Source organism: Thalassospira tepidiphila MCCC 1A03514 (assembly GCF_001662875.1).
GTDB classification, from domain to species: domain Bacteria; phylum Pseudomonadota; class Alphaproteobacteria; order Rhodospirillales; family Thalassospiraceae; genus Thalassospira; species Thalassospira tepidiphila.
On the sequence record NZ_JPVZ01000012.1, the window covers coordinates 44,872 to 63,429 of the forward strand.

Consider the following 18,558-nt stretch of genomic DNA (forward strand, 5'->3'; position numbering starts at 1 on the left):
TTAGACTAGATAGTCCTCTCTGATCACGGAAAGCAGCGCATGCCCTTTGACCTTGGCCAGCAGTCGCTCGGCATAATTGTGATGACCTTTGCGGTCTGCACATTGATTATCGGTTTTGCCGGGACCCGACTTGCAGGGATTGCCGTCAAACTGGCCGAGCGTACCGGCATGGGGCAAATCATCGCAGGCGCACTGTTTGTCGGCATGTCGACCAGCCTTCCGGGCAGTGTCCTGTCGGTCACTACCGCATGGCAGGGCCATACAGACCTTGCGATTGGCAACGCACTTGGCGGGATCGCCGCCCAGACAACCTTTCTGGCGATTGCCGATCTGGTTTATCGCAAGGGCAATCTCGAACATGCCGCGGCAAGTGCTACCGGCCTTGCGCAAACCACCCTTCTTTTAAGCATGCTGTCCGTGCCGCTTCTGGCCTATGCCGGGCCGGAATGGATGATTTTTCATATTCACCCGGCATCGATCCTTTTGTTCATCATCTACGCGTTTGGTCTGAACCTTTTGTCGGAAATCCGTGATGAACCGATGTGGCATCCCAAGAAAACCGACCTGACCGAAGAAGACGCCAAACATGACGAAGCCGACACCCACCCGGAAAGCTCCGTTCGGCTTTGGGTTGAGTTTCTTGCCTTCGCGCTTTTGACCGCCATTGCCGGCCACGTCATCGGGCAGGCTGGCCTTGCAATCGTTGCAGTGACCGGGATCAGTGAAACCGCCGTTGGCACCTTCCTGACCGCGATTTCAACGTCCTTCCCGGAGTTTGTTTCGGCCATTGCCGCGGTGCGCATGGGGGCGGTCAATCTGGCAGTTGGCGACATCATCGGCGGCAATGCATTTGATGTGCTGTTTTTGGCCGCATCCGACTTTGCCTATCGCGAAGGGTCGATCTACGCCGCCTTTACCGATCAGCACATTTTCACCATTGCGCTGGTCATCCTGATGAGCGGAGTATTGCTGTTAGGCATGCTGAACCGCGAACGCCGTGGCATTGGCAATATCGGCTGGGAAAGCTTTGCGATGCTGGCACTTTATGGTGGATCAATATTCTATCTGGCGGGCTAGATTCTATCTGGCGGGCTGGCCTGTGGCGTAAACGCCTCAAAGCACTTCCTTGACCTTGGTCGCAAGATCTTTGAGCGAAAACGGCTTGGGCAGGAAGTGCACACCGTTTTCTTCGTCCAGCTCATCGCGATAGGTATCCTCGGCATAGCCAGAGATGAAGATGACCTTCAGTTCCGGCTTTTTCTCTCGCAGCATGCGGATCAGGGTCGGGCCATCAATGCCGGGCATAACAACGTCCGAAATCACCAGATCTATGACCTTGTCGGTGTTGTTTAGCACCTCAAGCGCGTTGTCGCCGTTATTGGCTTCAAGCACGTCATAGCCCTTGCTGCGAAGGGCGCGCGCGCCAAAGGTCCGCACCGCGTCCTCATCCTCGACCAGCAAGATTGCGCCGGTGCCGGTCAAATCGCGTGACGGGGTTTCTTCAACAACGGCCTGCGTTTCGGCAAGTTCGGCCTCGGATGCCTCATAGCGCGGCAGATAGATGGTAAAGGTCGTGCCTTTGCCCTCTTCGCTATTGACCGCGATAAAGCCGCCGGTCTGTTTGACGATGCCATAGACGGTCGAAAGACCAAGACCCGTCCCCTCGCCGCGTTGCTTGGTCGAGAAGAAGGGCTCGAAAATGCGGGTCAGGTTATCCTTGGGAATGCCGATGCCGGTATCGGTCACCTTGATGCCGATATAATCGCCCGGCGGGATGACCTCGGTGCCGGTTGCGGTCGGCTCGTCGATAATTTCGGTGCTGGTCTGAACCGTAAGCGTCCCGCCCTCGCCCGCCATGGCATCACGCGCATTGACGACAAGATTGATAATCACCTGATCAAGCTGCCCCGGGTCGACCTTGACCAACCCGATGTCGCGACCGTGGCTGACCTTAAGATCGATCTTCTCGCCGATCAGGCGACGCAGAAGGTTGGACATTTCCGCCAGCGCATCGGTGATGTTGATGATTTTCGGCTGCAACGTCTGACGACGCGAGAACGCCAACAGCTGCCGGACAAGATTGGCCGCACGGTTGGCATTCTGTTTGATCTGCATGATGTCGGCAAAGCTGGGATCACCCGGCCCGTGACGCGACAGCAACAGATCACAGAAGCCGATCATCGCGGTCAGAAGGTTATTGAAGTCATGCGCCACCCCGCCGGCAAGCTGACCGACAGCCTGCATTTTCTGGGACTGGGCAAATTGTTCCTCAAGGTTCTTCTGTTCGGTCGTATCAAGGAAGTTCAACAGCAACGCACCGGCTTCGCCCGAACGGCCCGCCACACGTTGCAGATAAATCTGGGCGGCAACTCCGCGTGATCCCGAAAGGCGGGCTTCAATCTGCCCCCCCTTGCCCATGCCCATCACGGCCTTGGACAGGTAACGCGCCACTTCGTCACGGTCTTCGGGCACGATCAGTTCCAGGATCGAACGACCAACAACCTTGTGATGCATCTGACCGGCCGTATCGATAAAGGCGCGGTTGGCATCCGTGACTGTGCCAGACATATCGGCAAGAACGATCGAAAGCGGGCTTTCATCAAAGAACCAGCGCACCCGACGTTCGGTTTCTGCCAATGCATGTTCCCATTCGTGGGCCGGCATCGGATCGGGGAAGATCACAGCCTGACTGCGCACTGGCCCGGTACCCGGCGCATTGATCGAATGAGTCACGAAACAACGAATGGGTTCGCCACCGGCAACCTTGAATTTGACCTCGCCATTAACGCCGTCACCAACAATCAGATCGGCAAGTTCGACCGACCCGTTGTTGAAGTCTTCGGGCTCCCCGCCCAGCCAGCTTGCCAGACGGCGGTTGAGGTAGAGAATGCGGCCTTCTTCATCCAGGCCACACACCCCGACCGGCAGACGTTCAATCATCTGATCGGCATGTTCGAACCCACCTTGCGCCTCAGCAACCGGAAGGTTTGCGACCATTTCGCTGGCCTGCGGCCCCGACAGGGCAAATCGTTTCTCGGTCTCTTCGGCCGGTAACAGCAACGAAGATCCGCCATCGGCCATCACAGCGCTGTCGACACCGTCAACAGTCCAAAGCATCTTGCCCGCACGCGCATCGGCGGCGGTGACAGAAATGCGAAGACAGGCACCATTGGCGGCGTTGTTCGTATCAGGCGTGCCGTCGGCTTCTTTGTCAGCCTCTTCGCCGTCTGTGGCTTCTTCGGGGGTTTCGTCATCCGCATCCGAAGTGGCGAGATCGGCCTGATACTTTTCAGAACGCGACAGATCGACAAACATCTGCCCGCCTTCACCGCGCATCGCACGGGTGCGCAATTCGGCCAGTTCGTCGCTGCCAATGCCAAGGAAGGACAGGCGCGCCTCAAGGGCGGACAGCATGTCCGATCCGGCTTCTATGCCGAGCTTGGATGAAAAGGCCGGGTTGGCGTAAAGCGTGCGGCCATAGGCATCAATCAGTGCAACACCAATATCGGATTTCGCGAAGCCCGAAATCAGCGGGCCAAGCCCGTCATGCCCGCCATTACGAAGCTTTGCAGACAGCGACAATGACGCAACGGCGACCACCGCAACACCGGTGACCATCGCACCGATGATCCACATCAGACGCGCGTCAAGCCCCGCCTTTGCCAAGACGTCCATCAGGACGAAGACAAACGCAACGAATGCGACACTTACAGCAAGGATAAGCCCCCGAAACAGCACGCGACCGCCTTTAACGACAATAACTTAACAAAATAGTCTATACTTTTAGCTGCTTATCGCCCGACTGGCTACCGGCAAGTTTATCCTCGATAAGACTGCCCGGCAATCACGACAAACCGAACACAGTTCACACAAGATATGCCAAAGGCAGGAACCAAATCCGGCCCTGCCTTTCAAACAATATTGTCCCCTGAACGCGTCATTTTTGTGATCGCATGACACGCAATAATTATCCGAGTTTCTTGCCGCGCTGGCGGAAGACGAAGGAGATGATCTCGGCAACGGCCTTGTAATGTTCTGGCGGAATTTCCTGATCGATTTCGACGGTGGCAAACAGGGCGCGCGCAACCGGCGGGTTTTCCATGATCGTGATGTTGTGCTCCTCGGCAACTTCACGAATTTTAAGCGCGACATTGTCCTGCCCCTTGGCGATACATACCGGCGCCCCCATGGTATCGATGTCATATTGCAGGGCGACGGCAAAGTGCGTCGGGTTGGTGATGACCACGTCGGCCTTGGGCACGTTTGACATCATGCGCTGCTGGGCGCGTTCCATCCTGATCTGGCGGACCTTTGCCTTGATCTCGGGGCTACCCTCGGTCTGTTTGTATTCGTCCTTGATCTCCTGCTTGGACATTTTCATTTTCTGATTGAACTCGTACTTCTGATAGGCAAAGTCGAGCCCGGCAATCACCGCAGTGAGCGAGATCGTCGCAATCAGCAGGATCACGATCATGTCGTAAAGGCGTTCCAGCGTCAGGCCGAGTGACAGTTGCGGATACAGTTCAACGTCCATCAGTTCAGGCACGATCACGAGGCCAAGCACAACGCCAACAAGGATGATCTTGCTTACGTTTTTGACAAACTCGACCATGCTTTTCATCGAAAACAGGTTCTTGAGCCCGGTCAGCGGGTTCAGTTTGTCAGGCTTGGGTTCAATCCGTTCCATCGCAACGACGATACCGTTCTGAACAATGTGCCCGGCTGCGGCAAAAAACATCAACAGCACAAACGGAATGCCCAGCACCCAAAGCATGCCCAGAATCACGTCTTCAAACAGACCGGGAATGCCCGCCTGGGTGACGTCAAATCGATGGGGATGTTCAAGGAAACCGACAGCAAGATCGCGCACGCTTGCGGCCATGCTCGGCCCGAGCATGGTCATGACCAGACCACCGCCGAACAGGATCATGAAGTTGCCGACTTCCTTGGAAACCGGCACCTGACCTTTCTTTCGCGCGTCCTCAAGCTTTTTACTTGTGGGGTCTTCTGTCTTTTGGCTGTCGTCTTCTTCTGACATTGGTAAACCCATACGCGGCGATGCAGGATCAAATTCGCCCTGTCAGCGCCTTACGGACTCAGAAACGCCTCAAGCCCGTTCTCGAAATATGCAAGATAAACCATCATCATGGATGGCAGGGCCAAGGTCAACAAAAGCAGTGCGATCGCGATCTGTATGGGCATTGCGACAAAGAACACCGGCAACTGTGGCATCAACTTGTTGAGCAGCCCCAAAGAAATCTGCAAACAGATTGCGACCACCAGAAACGGTGCCGACATCTGCATTGCAATCGCGAAACTGTCATTCAGCGCCCTTGCAAAAAACTCGCTCATATCGCCCACCGGCAAGATACCGCCCGGCGGAAACAGCGTATAGCTTTCAAACACCGCCTGGATCATCAAATGATCCATACCGGTGGCAAACAGCAACACCAACCCGACCTGCATCAGGAAATTACCCGTCACAGCACTTTGTGCCCCGGACAACGGATCGGCGGTAAAGGCGTTCGCCATCGATGACAGATAGGCAATAATCGACCCGGCAGTCTGGATTCCGGCCATCATGACCTGGGCAAACAGGGCAAAGAACAATCCGACCGTGACTTCATATCCGATGCCAACCAGAAGCGACGGCGCATCAGCCGGCTGGGGGGGGAAAAGCGGCCCGGCCAACGGTGAAATGACAACCGCCACCCAAAAGGCAAACAACAGGCGCGCGCGTGCCGGGACTGAACGCGCCCCGATACCCGGCATAAAGGCAAAGGCCGCCCCCACCCTGGCGAAAGTCATCAGGACGACGTAAACATTCAGCGTAAGAAGTTCTTGAAGATCCATGTCGTCTTCGACTGCCTTACTCATCCACGCTGGCGGGCGGCGGGTTTATCGCTAATTCGGTAGCCCGATAAAGTGGTCAACCATTCGGCCCATAAATTCAACCATCTCGGTCATCATCCACGGCAGCAAAACCAGAAGGGCGATGAAGATCACCAGAATTTTGGGCACGAAGGTCAGTGTCATTTCCTGAATTTGTGTCAGGGCCTGAAACAGGGCGATGATCAGGCCAACCCCAAGTGCAATCAGCATCAACGGCGTGGTGACTTTCAGCAGTGTCCACACCGCGTCATAGGCCACGTCCATGATTTCAGCTTGATCCATCGGGTCTTCCTGTTTCGCCGTCTTGTCATGCGGGCCGCTTCGGGCCTTTATCCTTCATACAGGATTTATCACGGGTTTTGCCATGATTTCCTGACTTATCAAACGCTTCCTTGCGGATTTCCCCAAAAACACAAAAACCGCACGAATGATCGCGCGGTTTTATCACGGGCGTCTGAAAATGCCGATCAAACCGGCATGTTGAGAATGCTCTGATAGGCTTCGACGGCCTTGTCACGAACCGAGACAACGGTACGCAGGGTAACTTCTGCGGCGGACACTGCAGTCACCACTTCGTGCAGTTCGGCATCACCGGTAATGGCCTTTTGGGTCATCTGTTCGCTGACTTTCATGGTATCGCGGGCATCATATGCCGCCCCCTTGACCATGTCGGCAAAACTTTCCCCCGGATTCACGGACTGGCCCGTACCGGTTACGGTTTCCGTAACGGTGTTGGTCTTGCCAGCGGCCGCATTGCGGTAGGCAGAAATAGCATCGTTGAAGCTTGCGACCATCGGTATCAATCCTTAAGCGTGTTCTTGTCCCGTTATATCGACTGCCTACTGCAGGATATCAAGGGTCTTGAGCAACATACTGCGCGATGACTGGATCACATTGAGGTTCGCCTCGTATGAACGCTGTGCTTCGCGCATATCCATCATTTCGACCAGCGTTTCAACGTTCGGTGTCTGAACATAGCCCTGATCGTTGGCGGCCGGATGGCTTGGTTCATATCTCATACCAAAATCAGAGCGATCCGGCATCACCTTATTGACCTTGACCATCTCGACACCGACTTCGCGGTCCATGACGTTTTTAAACGTCAGAAGCTTGCGGCGATACGGCTCCTGCCCGGGTGCCGTTGCAAGGCTGTCTGCGTTGGCAACGTTTTCAGCCGCAACACGAAGACGGGTACCCTGTGCGCGCATACCGGCAGCCGAGATTTTAAAAGCCTTGTAAAGTTCCATGGTTCTTACTCTCTAACGACAGGTTAAATGCGGCCAAGGGCCGAAATGAACATTGATTTCTGTTTGGCATACAGACGGGTCATGGTCTGATAATCGACCTGGTTTTCGTTCATCTTGACCATCTGTTCTTCAAGGATGACGGCGTTTTTGCCCGGTGCGACTTCATAGTTCTTGCGCACTTCCTCGTCCTTGAAGTTCTGCGGTTTGTTAAGACCCTGACTATGGCCCGGCGTGGTCGCCTGCATCGCAAGGATGAACTGACGGTCGCGGCCGATATTCTTCGGGTCGAATTCCTTAAGATCGTTGGCGCGGTAGTTTGGCGTATCGGAGTTGGCAATATTCTGCGCGATGACTTCCTGACGCTGTGTCAGCCAGTCCATCTTCTCTTTGAGGTTGGCGAACATGCCAAGTTTGCCGATATCCATTTCCTGCTCCTTGTCTGCGCGTCTTGCAGTATTGAGTGCGCGGGTAAAGCCGAAGTTAACATCACGCCCTGATCGGACCCGGATCGTTCGAAGGGCCGTTTTTGCCGCCCCGATAAATCCTGCCAATACAAATGCACGTAGCGTGCCAAACATAAAAACAGCGTTGAATTTGCCCGCATTTCGTTCTAATCACTGCGGGTACTAGACCCCGAGTATGAAACCGGGCATATTGAGCGCATCTGACGAATTATATTTGTCATCTATCTATCGAAACCGGGACATTGCATGCTCTATCTCACACGAAAAGTTGGCGACTCCGTTGTCATTGATGACAATATTGAAGTCACTGTCGTTGAGGTGCGCGGCAAGACCGTAAAGCTCGGCTTCACCTTCCCCGAAGATGTTCAAGTCCTGCGTCGCGAACTTTATGATCGCATTCAGGAAGAAAACCGTTCGGCAGCAGTCAGCGAAGATCTTATTCGCCACCTCGGCACTGTCGGATCATCCGACAAGACCGCGTCCGAGAAAAAGAGCGATTCCAGCGACGATTAGGCACTATGCCGCGGCCCCGTTCATCGCTTAAATCCCTCCCCTACTGACATCCCACATACAGAACGTCTCAGCCCGATGATTATCGACTGTGTCATCTGACAGTCGTTTGCCCGACAACACTCGCAGTTGTCGGCGACAACGATTTGTTGACCATCTTGGGTCTATGGTCGACGCTATTGAGGTTGATCGCCGCAAGCTGGCACGGCAAACCGTCCTGAGTTGAAGAACCGAATGAGCGGGAAAAAGCCCACCTATGACATTACCGACACCCCGGCAAGCAGGACGGAAAATCTTGCCGCACCGGGTGCGCATGACCAAAAGGCGGTCGCGCTGCGGTATCGGCATGGGAAGGATAATGCCCCGACATTAAGTGCCAAGGGTGAAGGCAGCGTTGCGGAACAGATATTGCAAGTCGCGTTTGCCAACGGCATCAAGGTCCGCAAGGACAGTGACCTGACCGAAATTCTGATGGCTGTCGATGTTGAAAGCGAAATCCCGCTCGAAGCCTTTGCAGCCGTCGCCGAGATTTTGAACTATATATACCGGATCAATCGCATCTATGGCGGTCCGTCGCGCAGCCAGTCCGATCCCGAAGATCAGATCATGGCCACACCAAATAATGACGTAAACGGGGAAGGCCCATCATGAGCCCAGAACAGTACAAGCCCGATCAGTTCAAAAACGACCTGAAGCGCGTCCTGTCATTGATCCGCACCGGACAGCGATACCTTGAAGACGGCAAGGTGGTTGAACTGGCAGCGCTTGAAAGCCGCATTGCCGATTTGTGCGAGAAGGCCCGTACCATGGCCCCGGATCAGCGTCAGGATGTTGCCCCGTTGCTTGCCGCTTTGAGCGAGGAACTGGCAGAGTTCGAAACCCGCATGCAGCAGGAATATAGCGACATCCAGCGGCAGCTGCGCGGCATCAGCAACACCGCACAGGCAACAAATGCCTATGCGCAGGCCGCACGCACGAAATAGGCTCTGCCCACTAAGGTGCTGATTTAAAACCGGCCCTTGAAACTGACCTTTGGGGGCAGCGCATGTGGATGCTGCCTTGCCTGACCTTGCACGGCACGGTAAACAGAAACACGAAGACAGGTGATCGTTTCAAGATCAACCTGCCAACTGAGCGTCACAGGTTGTCGACGGGGAAAACTGCCTGATGGAACTAAGCGCCTATTTCCGGTTTGTGGCCGCCCTGCTTTTTGTGCTGGGGATTATTGGCGTGTTTGCCCTTCTGGCACGACGGTTCGTACCCGGTGCGCGCAACATCAACCGCCGTGGTGTGAAAAGACGCCTGTCCGTTGTTGAAGTCGTCCCGGTCGATACCAAACGCCGTCTGGTTCTGCTCAAACGTGATGACACTGAACATCTTGTCATGCTTGGCCCGAATGGCGACACAGTGATCGAACGTAATATCGGCACACAATTCAGTGAAATCCTTGGCAATCAGAGCCTTGCCGATGAAATCCCCGCATCTTCGGATAGCTCGATCACGGCCGACAGCCCAAAAGACACCGATCAGACTGACAGGAATGCGCCTGCATGAACCGTGACATCCCATCACCATCGGCACGCACCCAGGATGTGAAACCGGCCAAAACTGGTTGGCGCGCGCCGCGCTGGTTAACGCTTTGCGCAATCTGGTCGCTGATCCCGCTGATCGCCATCATGGCAGGCGGCGATACCGTTCAGGCACAATCATTCAACTTTGATCTTGGCGACGGCCCCGGGGTGACATCATCGGGACGTCTGATCCAGTTGATCGGCCTGATCACGGTTCTGTCCATCGCGCCGGCCATCCTGATGATGGTGACGTCCTTTACCCGTATTATCGTGGTTCTCAGCCTGCTTCGAACCGCCCTTGGCATTCAGCAATCGCCGCCAAACCAGGTTCTGATCAGTCTGGCGATGTTCCTGACCCTGTTTATCATGATGCCGACATTGGAACGGGTCTGGGAAGAGGGGCTGGAGCCGATGATCAATGGCAACATTGATGAATTCGAAGGGTTCGAACGGTCCGTCAAACCGGTTCATGATTTCATGATGACCCAGGTCCGCGAGCGTGATCTTCAGCTGTTCGTCAATCTGGCGGGGATCGAGGAAATCACATCCCCTGATGACATCCCGCTGCGCTCGCTGATCCCGGCCTTCATGATCAGTGAATTGCGCCGTGCGTTCGAAATCGGCTTTTTGCTGTTTATTCCGTTTCTGATCATCGACATGGTTGTCGCCAGTATCCTGATGTCGATGGGTATGATGATGCTGCCGCCGGTCATCATTTCCCTGCCGTTCAAACTGATCTTCTTTGTGATGGTTGATGGCTGGTACCTGATTGCCGGATCACTGGTCGAGAGTTTCGGCGGTTAGGCCGACGGGCCAAAAACGTCGCATCCCAGACAACAGAAAAACAGCTTATCTCAGCTTTCGAGATAATCGCGCAGGCGATAATACCAGATCGCAATCGTCGCATAGGCACGATGCATGTCATGGGCAATCAACGGGCTGATGTCACTGAACCGCAGGGGCAACGGCGTATCGGGTGCCAACAGGTTATCGGCGATAGCCTTGCCCAGTGACGTCGACAAAGCCACCCCGCGCCCGTTATAGCCAACCGCCATCGTCATATTGTCCACCGGACGATGAATATGCGGCAAATGGTCATAGGTCATGGCAAGACGGCCCGACCAGCAAAACTCAATCGGAACCGACTTCGTCCAAGGATAATAGGCATGAAGTTCCGAGACGATCCCATTGAATGCCGCGCGACTGACGGGATCAGCAAAGGATCCCCGCCCCCCGATCATCAGGCGTCCGCCCGGACCGATGCGGAAATAATTGCCAATCCGGCGGCTATCGGAAACGGGGGTTTTGGTTGGCAGCACTGTCGCAAGCTGCTCTTCACTGAGTGGCGCTGTTGCCACCTGAAAGCTGTTTACCGGGATCAGGCTTTTGCGCAATTTCGGAAACAGGTCGCCGGAATAGGCGTTTGTCGCAACCACCAGATGGTCGCTTGTGATGGATGCCGTGCCATCACCAATCTCGGCATGCCATTTCCGGGAAATGCTTTTAACGCGCTGAACCGGTGCCGGTGCAAATACCTGACACCCTGCCGCCTGCGCTGCACGCGTCAGGCCGCGAATGTATTTCAACGGATGAAGCTGGCCTGCCCGGTTATCGAGCCAGCCACCGACAAGGCGCTGGCTTCCCGAAAGGGCCTGAATTTCCGCGGTATCGAGCATTTTGACATCCGCCCCGCGCGTCTGCCATTCGCGCATGCGGTTTTCCAACCAGCCAAGGTGATCGCGCTTGACCGAACCCTGTATCCATCCGCTTGGTGTGGCATCGCAGTCGATGTCATGTTCCTTGATCAGGTTGAATGTTGTCTCGGCGGTTTTACCGGCAAACGCGGTTGAGAATTCGCCATAAAGCCGGTCTATCTTGTCCGGGTCGTGTTTAAGCCCCGGGATCACCTGCCCGCCATTGCGCCCGGACGCACCAAAACCCGGCCGGATGGTATCCACCACAATCACCGACGCACCGCCCTTGGCAAGCTGAAGCGCGCAGGACATCCCGGTGAAGCCGCCACCGATAACCAAGACATCGCAGGCGTATTCACCTTCGGGCTTTTGCGTTTCGGGGGCGTTATTCGCGGTCGCTTCCCAGACCGACGTCAGATCATCTTGCATGTGGACCTCGGTCACCGGGTGTTGCGGCGGAACTCGGAAATTAATGGGGTTAACGAGCTGATTTTAAAACCATAACTCAAATCCAGATGGCATCAATGGATTAGTTCTGATGTATCGGGCGCCGTTGGTAACAACACCTTCCCTCGAACCCGACCGGCAAATAAAAAAGCCGCCTGCAGCGCAGGACGGCTTTTGGTCTTCCCTAGACTTGGGCTTTGGCGCCCAACGGATATCCGGTCCTAACCTTGGCGGCGGCCGGATTTGAAAACATCCTGTTCAAGCGGCTTGAGGCCAAAGCTGCCGCGACGCGGGCCTGGATTTTCCGCCACGTATTTTTCGGCCACCTTGCGTTCGTCCTCGCTCATACGGGCGTGGATTGCCCCCATTTCGCGCTGCGCCTGACTGCCTTCGGACGGTGCCGACATTTTCAGCCAGTAATAGGCCAGAATATTGTCCTGTTCGACGCCGCTACCAATCGCATAAAGGCGTCCAAGTGCTGCCTGACCATTTGCCGATCCCTTGCGGGCGGCACGTTCATACCAGGTCGCCGCGCGCACCATATCAACCGGCACGCCAAGGCCATGTTCGTACATCACACCGATCAGGTGATAGCCGCCCGGATGGCCAAGCTCGGCCAGATCCATGGCAAGGTCCAGCGCATTGGCGTAATCGGGTTCGCGATGCGGCACACCGAAAATCTGGATCTGGGTCATCTGATATTTCGCAGATGCATCCCCCTGATTAACTGCATGGCTCAACATTTTCCATCCGCGGTCAAACAGCTTCAGATCCGATGAATGGCAGAAATACATCGCAAGGTTGGCCTGGGCATAGGCATCGCCTTCGCTCGCGGCGAGTTCGAACCAGCTGATGCTTTCGGCGATATTGCGTTCCGCGCCAAGCCCGACACCAAGGGCATAACCAAGGGCCGATGCGGCCTCGACACTGCCGGCACGGGCCGCACGCATGTTAAACTCGAACGATTTCGACGGATCGCGACGAACCCCGCGGCCTTCAAGATAAAGGTATGCCAGAACGCTGGCAGCAGACGGGTCATTCAGTTCGCTTGCGCGTTCGAAATAGGAGACAGCCTTTTCGTCGTCCTGCGGCACGCCCCAACCGTTCAGGTAGCAAACACCAAGGTTGTAAAGTGCTGCGACAGAGCCGAACTCGATCGCCTCTTCAAACCAGTGCGCAGCCGTTTCGGCATTTTCCTGAACGCCAAGCCCCTTGGCATAGAGATAACCAAGGTTGTTTGCCGATACCGGACCACCAGCGGCAGCTTCTTCGTTAAACCAGTAGGCTGCTTCGCGGTACCATTGCTGGCCTTCGCCAAGATCCTCGGCAACGCCGAGTCCCTTGCTGCGCATATAGCCATAGCAAACAGCCGCAAAAGCACGGCTCTGTCTGTGAATTTGGTCAAGGATGCGGCGGGTCGCGGACTCATCACGCGGCATGCCGTCGCCCAGATAATGCTTTTGGGCAAGCGAAAGCTGGGCGAAAATGTCCTTTTCGACATTCGCCTCATCGTAATAGACCATTTTAAGTGCACGATCCATCACAGCACTACACTCTTCACCGCTCAAAAAAATCCAACAGAATCATAGCGCTTACACCCACTTTGGGCGAAAAAGGCGCCACCATATAGTTATTGAACGTTAATTTATAGCACTAAGCTGCGACTTTTCCAACTGGTCTCGATAGGTTGCAAGGAAACCTTGGAACTCTTCTACTTCGTCGACGCGATCGGCAAGCGTCCGGTAATCGATCAGGCCTTGGGTCGGCGAAGACGTGATCAGGCTGAACGCCTCGGCATAGGGGCTTTGGGCCATGACTTCGCCATAGCGGCGCTTGAGCATGTTAAGGGTGCGTTCCTGCCCGGCCATCGCCAGATTGACCGCCCAATTGAGCATGTATCGGCCACGCTCATCAGAGATACCGTTTTCATCGAATGGTTCTTCACCGACCAGACGCTGGAACGTCTCGGCGGCGGACATATAGTCGCGGGTATTGCGATAATGGTCGATCCGCAGCAATTCGGCATTGCGCGAATAGTCGCCTTCAAGCGACGCAATCGCCTCGACACCGCGATCCGTATCAAGCAGGGCACGCGCCCGAAGGTGTCGACGCTGGGTGGCAAGTTCATCGGAAACGCCCGGAACTTCGGTCTCGTCGATGATGCGGATGGTTTCCTCGGGCTTGCTATCAAGAAGATAAACCAAGGCCAGTCGCGCCCCGACCCGGGCTTTTTCCACCCCGGTCAGACGGAAGTCGACCTGATGTTCAAGGAGTTCCTCGGCGCGTTCAAACAGTTCGACATCAACCATGCGGTCGGCAAGACGGCGAATAAGTTCGTCGCCCTTGTCACCCGCCGGCGTCAGTTCTCGGAACTCGTCATACAGCGCAACCGCTTTGATCGCCGAGATATTATTGATTTCCTCGCCGAGATACAGGTTTTCGAAAGTCTTGTGCATCATGTCGGTCGCCTCGGTCGCCACCGGCATATTCGGGAAGAAGATCGCGACCTGACGCAGGGTATTAAGCCCTTCGCGGAAATCCTTGTTCTCGATCTGCAGTTCACCGATCCGTTTGAGCAACGCCATCTCGAACGCATCACCACGCCATGCAAAACGCAGTTTCTGAAGCTGTTCGATCGCATCTTCGACCGTCAGGCGTTCAAGCCGCATCAGAAGTTCGGTGCGATCAAAGATCGCGTGCGCACGCGCCTTGCGGTTTTCGCCCTCTGCCACCTGATCCCAGGTCGCAACGGCCTGTTCAAGCTCGCCGGCTTCTTCTTCGAAAATACCCTTGAGGTACTGGATATCCATGATCTTGCTTTCGGAAAGACCCGGGGTCACCAGCATCTTTTCGATCATGTCCATGCCCGCTTCGGGGTTGCCGACGATCAAGGCCTGTTCGGTTGCAATCGGCACCAGACGCGACAGCAATTCAGGCGGGTAGTAGTCAAGGATATGAACACTTTCTAGAAGGTCGCGCGCACCTTCGTTCGGACGCCCGCGCGCAGCCAGGGTCACCGCCCGCCAAAGCTGCATCTCGGGGATCTTGCGCAGGCGTTCATCTTCAAGCAGGCGTTCGGCTTCTTCATATTCCCGGTTCAGGAACTTGACCGCTGCCTTAAGCGCACGGAACTGCAACCGCTGGGCAATCAGCGGATCATCGTGTTCCATTGCGGAAATCACCGCATCGGCTTCGGGTCCCAATCCGTTGGCCAGATAATACTGCGCCAGATCAAGACGCGCCTTGTTGCGATGCTCGTCACCGGATTCTGCAATTTTCCGGCGCAGCCCACGGATGGTTTTATTGTATTGATCCAGACCACCGCGCCGCCAATCATCCAACTCGAAAATAAGACCTTCGCGGCCATCGCCTGTTTGCGCACGCACGCCGGTTGCCGAGGCCAGCAAGCGCGCACCTTCCGGTGAAATGTTAAGACCATCTTCGGCGGTAACAATCACGGCCTGCCCATCATCGCGCCCGGCGACCTGCACGCTGTCATTCATCGGGGCAACGACCACGCCCTGAACGGATGGCAGAACTTCAAATTCCGGATAGCGCAGCGCAACCTCGATGCCATAGCCGTTCTGGGTTGTCGTGGTTACACGCAAAGTGTCACCGACTTCGGGATCATCAATCGGGATAATCGGCCCGACATCCTCAAGTGGTACGATCAGGCGCGCACGGGTCTGTTCGTCCAATTCAATCGACGGACCCAGCTTTTCAACCGGCTGCATGATGCCTTGCTGCATGGTGATGCGCCAATCACCCGTTTCACTCCGGCCGGTGTAAAGGCCGATGCCATCGGGGATTGTCATGCGGACAATCGTTGCGTAAGGGCTTTCGATCTGTTCGACAACGCCGATGATCTGGGCGGCCTGTTGGCGCACGTTATCAAGATTGAGATTGGCACGTACATCAAACGCCAACCACAAGAACCCGGCGCGCGACCATACCGCCGCCCCGCCCGGCTGACCGAACGGGAAACCAAGCGTCAGTTCGGTCGCGGTCTGGTCAACAGTGACAACAAGATCGCCGATGCTTTGCCGTTCGATCGGTGCCTGCCCGTTGGTTCGAACAGTATTACCCGCATTCTGCGCGGCCTGTGCAAGGGCTTCGGGTGAGTTGGGGTCAAGCGCGCCCTCTTCGGGCGTTGGTGCGGCTGCATCGGCCATATCTGGTGCCGCATCTTCGTTCTGCGCAGTTGCAGACGGGGTTGCAGGCGCAGGCGGCGCTGGGGTTGTCACCCCGGCCTCTGGTGTGTCTGTCGTCCGGGTTTGTGCGGTGGTGGTTGCCGGGGCACGCTGCACGCCCATGATATCAACCACGACCTTGTTGCCAGACCGGAAATGGCGCAGTTGTCGTGCCGGGGTCGTTTCGACAACGACATCCAGCGGATTGGTGTCGCCCTGGCGCACACGCACACCTTCGGGCAGGCGTCGTGAAATATCGTTGGCATTGATCCGGGCCGGCGCATCAAACGCGATGGTCTGCGCGCCTTGCGCCCCTTCAAGGACGTAATCGGTGCGGTTTGGCCAGTCAAACACCAGCCGATAGAAGGTGGGATGGCGTCCAACCCGCACGTCAAGCTCCGCCAGTTCTGCCGGGTTATCGGCAACGGTTTCAACAGGCGTTGTCGGCGCCGGGGTTATTTCGGGGGTTTGGTCATCCTGTGCGGGACGCGCCGGGGGTGTCGGTACTGCGGGTGCCGGTGCCTGGGGTTTATCAAGGATATCCAGGACGACGTTGCTGCCGACGTTAAACGCGCGCACTTCGTAATCATCACTCAGCACAAAGGCGATTGTGCGACCATCGGGATCAAAGAAAGCATCAGAAATATAGCGCGAAACCGGCGTCAGAACACCGCGCAACGAAGCCACCAATGGCTGATCGAACCGCACGACCAACTGGTCGCCGATGATCTCGGCGGTGTAATTGACCGGCTCGTTCCATTGCAGAACAATTCGGCCATACCCGTTATGAAGCCCGGAGCGGATGATAACAGGGTCCGCCACCTGGGCTATTGCAGGGCGCATTCCGCTATAAGGCAAAACCATTGCCGTGGTGGTCGCAATTGCAACCGCCAGCAGGATGCGCACGGCAAGTTTCGCCATACTTACGTGCCTCCGATCCCGCTTCCCCCGTGAGGCTCGATTACAATGTCGACCCGGCGCGCCATTGCAAATCGCGCCTCCTCATCCAAGAGTTTGGGAAGCTGGTCGTATCTTGATGCCGCAAATCCGTAAATATTTATGTAATCTGTGTAACCGGATTGCTTTAACTCGTTGGCAACAGCCCCGGCACGGGCCAGCGAAAGTTCCCAGTTCGATGCATATTGCCCACGCCCGCTAAGCGGTCGCGGATCGGTATGCCCCTGAACACCGATACGGTTACCGATATTGCGCAACACCCCGCCAAGCACAAACAAGGCCTGTTGCGCCTTGGGTGTCATATCCGAACTGCCGGCAACAAACAGAATATCACCCGGCAGGGAAATCACCAGTTTGTCGGCTTCGCGCGACATGCGCGCATCCCCCAGCACCGGGTTGTCATCAATCGCGTCGTCAATCACGGCACTGAGATAATCAAGGTTCATTGCCGGTTTGCGATACACACGCGGAATGTTCATGTTCGCCATCGGCTCGTCGGTATCTTCGACCGGCGACGGTTTGATAGATTGCGACAAGGCATCAACGACCTCGTCCCAGCGATCGATCTTGACCTTGGACATGGCAAACAGCATGACAAAGAATGTCAGCAGCAGCGAAATCAGATCCGCCAGACTAAGCATCCAGGGCGGTGGGCCCTTGACCTCTGGCTTGCGTGGTGCGTCTTCGCTCATCCGCCACCTCCCGATGCTTGTGGCCCAAGCGGGATCGGCTGGGAAATGGATGGCTGCGCGCCACCATTTGCCGGCGGGATCATGAATTGTTGTGGCGCGACAGCACCCGTCTGCCCGCCCGAACCAACGCCATTTGCGCCAGAATCCGGCGTCGTGGAGGTCGGCGTTGCGGCAGGTGTTTCATTTCCGTTGCCATTGCCGTTACGATTGATCGGTTCCGGCGCTTCCTTGGGACCGAAATTCCAGAAAAAGCGAAATGTCACGATGAACGGGTCGGCACCCGGGTCAATCCCGACAAAGAAACGGTCTTCGGGTGCGCCGACATCGGTCAGCTCGCGGGCAAATGATCCGGCCTGGGCGATCTGAAGATTGTTTTCAATCTGGATCGTGCCTTTGTCTTCGATCTGGCTGCCCATGACCATTTCCATCTCGTAGGAGGCATACCCATCGTCATCAGCCAGCACTTCGGCAAGCTGGCGCATGAAATCGGCCTGTCTTTCTCGGACCAGGATGGAATTGGTATCAAACAGCTGATCGACATGCATGATGACTTCCATCAACTTGCCCGGCTGAATGACTTCAACCCGGACCACTTTGATGGCGGTCTCGAAAAGATGCCCCAGCTTGTCCTGGGTTTCCTGTGCTGATACCGTTGGCCCCTCGATGGAGGTTACGGTCTGCAAACTGGTTGTCGGCGGGAGAATGGCCGCAAATGCCGAGGAAAGGCTTTCCTGCACTTCGCGGGTTTTGACCTCTTCAAAGGTCGAAATGGTATTGAGCAGAATGAAAAAGGCTAGCAGAAGGAGATAGAGCGCCAGAAACAACGCCACTGCCCCGTTTGTAGGGGGGGAAGGTGGTGTCGGTCCATCGTCCTCTATCTCCGCCATGATAACG

Annotated in this window: 18 protein-coding genes; 6 read left to right on the forward strand and 12 right to left on the reverse strand. The window is 55.9% G+C overall.

What is annotated here, in order from left to right; genetic code table 11:
* Window positions 1-39 precede the first annotated feature (39 nt).
* Window positions 40-1,077, forward strand: a complete 1,038-nt coding sequence (locus tag TH4_RS18725) for a sodium:calcium antiporter (RefSeq protein ID WP_064782341.1) — start codon at window positions 40-42, stop codon at window positions 1,075-1,077.
* 36 nt (window positions 1,078-1,113) lie between these two features.
* On the opposite strand, the gene TH4_RS18730 is transcribed toward TH4_RS18725, so the two are convergent.
* The 7 genes from TH4_RS18730 to flgB all read right to left on the reverse strand — a co-directional run bounded on the left by TH4_RS18730 (window position 1,114) and on the right by flgB (window position 7,564).
* A complete protein-coding gene (locus TH4_RS18730; protein WP_064782342.1) occupies window positions 1,114-3,738 on the reverse strand; it encodes a hybrid sensor histidine kinase/response regulator in 2,625 nt (874 codons plus the stop codon).
* Between the two features lie 229 nt (window positions 3,739-3,967).
* Window positions 3,968-5,038, reverse strand: coding sequence for a flagellar biosynthesis protein FlhB (gene flhB, locus TH4_RS18735; protein WP_064782343.1), 1,071 nt, complete (start codon window positions 5,036-5,038; stop codon window positions 3,968-3,970).
* Between the two features lie 50 nt (window positions 5,039-5,088).
* Window positions 5,089-5,853, reverse strand: coding sequence for a flagellar biosynthetic protein FliR (fliR, locus tag TH4_RS18740; RefSeq protein WP_064782376.1), 765 nt, complete (start codon window positions 5,851-5,853; stop codon window positions 5,089-5,091).
* A 51-nt stretch (window positions 5,854-5,904) separates the two neighbouring features.
* Entirely contained in the window at window positions 5,905-6,174 is a 270-nt protein-coding gene (gene fliQ, locus TH4_RS18745) for a flagellar biosynthesis protein FliQ (RefSeq protein ID WP_063087530.1), read from the reverse strand.
* 185 nt (window positions 6,175-6,359) lie between these two features.
* Complete coding sequence (gene fliE, locus TH4_RS18750; RefSeq protein WP_064782344.1) at window positions 6,360-6,686, reverse strand: flagellar hook-basal body complex protein FliE; 327 nt, start codon at window positions 6,684-6,686, stop codon at window positions 6,360-6,362.
* Window positions 6,687-6,731: 45 nt separating this feature from the next.
* On the reverse strand, window positions 6,732-7,139 hold the full coding sequence (gene flgC, locus TH4_RS18755) for a flagellar basal body rod protein FlgC (RefSeq protein WP_063087529.1): 408 nt from the start codon (window positions 7,137-7,139) through the stop codon (window positions 6,732-6,734).
* A gap of 23 nt (window positions 7,140-7,162) precedes the next feature.
* The gene (gene flgB / locus TH4_RS18760) at window positions 7,163-7,564 is read right to left on the reverse strand and encodes a flagellar basal body rod protein FlgB (protein ID WP_008890382.1); all 402 of its coding nucleotides are present in this window, start codon (window positions 7,562-7,564) and stop codon (window positions 7,163-7,165) included.
* Between the two features lie 285 nt (window positions 7,565-7,849).
* On the opposite strand from flgB, the gene csrA reads away from it, so the two are divergent.
* The 5 genes from csrA to fliP all read left to right on the forward strand — a co-directional run bounded on the left by csrA (window position 7,850) and on the right by fliP (window position 10,488).
* Window positions 7,850-8,116 carry a carbon storage regulator CsrA gene (gene csrA, locus TH4_RS18765; protein WP_008890383.1) on the forward strand — a complete coding sequence of 89 codons (267 nt, stop codon included), beginning with the start codon at window positions 7,850-7,852 and terminating at the stop codon, window positions 8,114-8,116.
* Window positions 8,117-8,347: 231 nt separating this feature from the next.
* The gene (locus tag TH4_RS18770) at window positions 8,348-8,764 is read left to right on the forward strand and encodes an EscU/YscU/HrcU family type III secretion system export apparatus switch protein (protein ID WP_008890384.1); all 417 of its coding nucleotides are present in this window, start codon (window positions 8,348-8,350) and stop codon (window positions 8,762-8,764) included.
* Window positions 8,761-9,096, forward strand: coding sequence for a flagellar protein FliT (locus TH4_RS18775; protein ID WP_008890385.1), 336 nt, complete (start codon window positions 8,761-8,763; stop codon window positions 9,094-9,096). Before TH4_RS18770 ends, TH4_RS18775 begins: the two co-directional genes overlap by 4 nt.
* 184 nt (window positions 9,097-9,280) lie before the next feature.
* A complete protein-coding gene (locus tag TH4_RS18780) occupies window positions 9,281-9,667 on the forward strand; it encodes a FliO/MopB family protein (RefSeq protein WP_064782345.1) in 387 nt (128 codons plus the stop codon).
* Window positions 9,664-10,488 (forward strand): flagellar type III secretion system pore protein FliP, encoded by an 825-nt coding sequence (gene fliP / locus TH4_RS18785; RefSeq protein WP_209272241.1) that lies wholly within the window; start codon window positions 9,664-9,666, stop codon window positions 10,486-10,488. Before TH4_RS18780 ends, fliP begins: the two co-directional genes overlap by 4 nt.
* A gap of 50 nt (window positions 10,489-10,538) precedes the next feature.
* Here the strand turns inward: fliP and TH4_RS18790 are convergent, their stop codons facing one another.
* The 5 genes from TH4_RS18790 to TH4_RS18810 form a co-directional block, all read right to left on the reverse strand.
* Window positions 10,539-11,807 carry an NAD(P)/FAD-dependent oxidoreductase gene (locus tag TH4_RS18790; protein ID WP_064782378.1) on the reverse strand — a complete coding sequence of 423 codons (1,269 nt, stop codon included), beginning with the start codon at window positions 11,805-11,807 and terminating at the stop codon, window positions 10,539-10,541.
* 239 nt (window positions 11,808-12,046) lie between these two features.
* A complete protein-coding gene (locus TH4_RS18795; RefSeq protein ID WP_064782346.1) occupies window positions 12,047-13,366 on the reverse strand; it encodes a tetratricopeptide repeat protein in 1,320 nt (439 codons plus the stop codon).
* A gap of 99 nt (window positions 13,367-13,465) precedes the next feature.
* Window positions 13,466-16,936 carry a tetratricopeptide repeat protein gene (locus tag TH4_RS18800; protein ID WP_064782347.1) on the reverse strand — a complete coding sequence of 1,157 codons (3,471 nt, stop codon included), beginning with the start codon at window positions 16,934-16,936 and terminating at the stop codon, window positions 13,466-13,468.
* Window positions 16,937-16,938: 2 nt separating this feature from the next.
* Window positions 16,939-17,664, reverse strand: a complete 726-nt coding sequence (locus tag TH4_RS18805; protein WP_008890391.1) for an OmpA/MotB family protein — start codon at window positions 17,662-17,664, stop codon at window positions 16,939-16,941.
* Entirely contained in the window at window positions 17,661-18,551 is an 891-nt protein-coding gene (locus TH4_RS18810; RefSeq protein ID WP_245228006.1) for a flagellar motor protein MotB, read from the reverse strand. The genes TH4_RS18805 and TH4_RS18810 overlap by 4 nt, the downstream gene beginning before the upstream one ends.
* Between the last annotated feature and the right edge of the window lie 7 nt (window positions 18,552-18,558).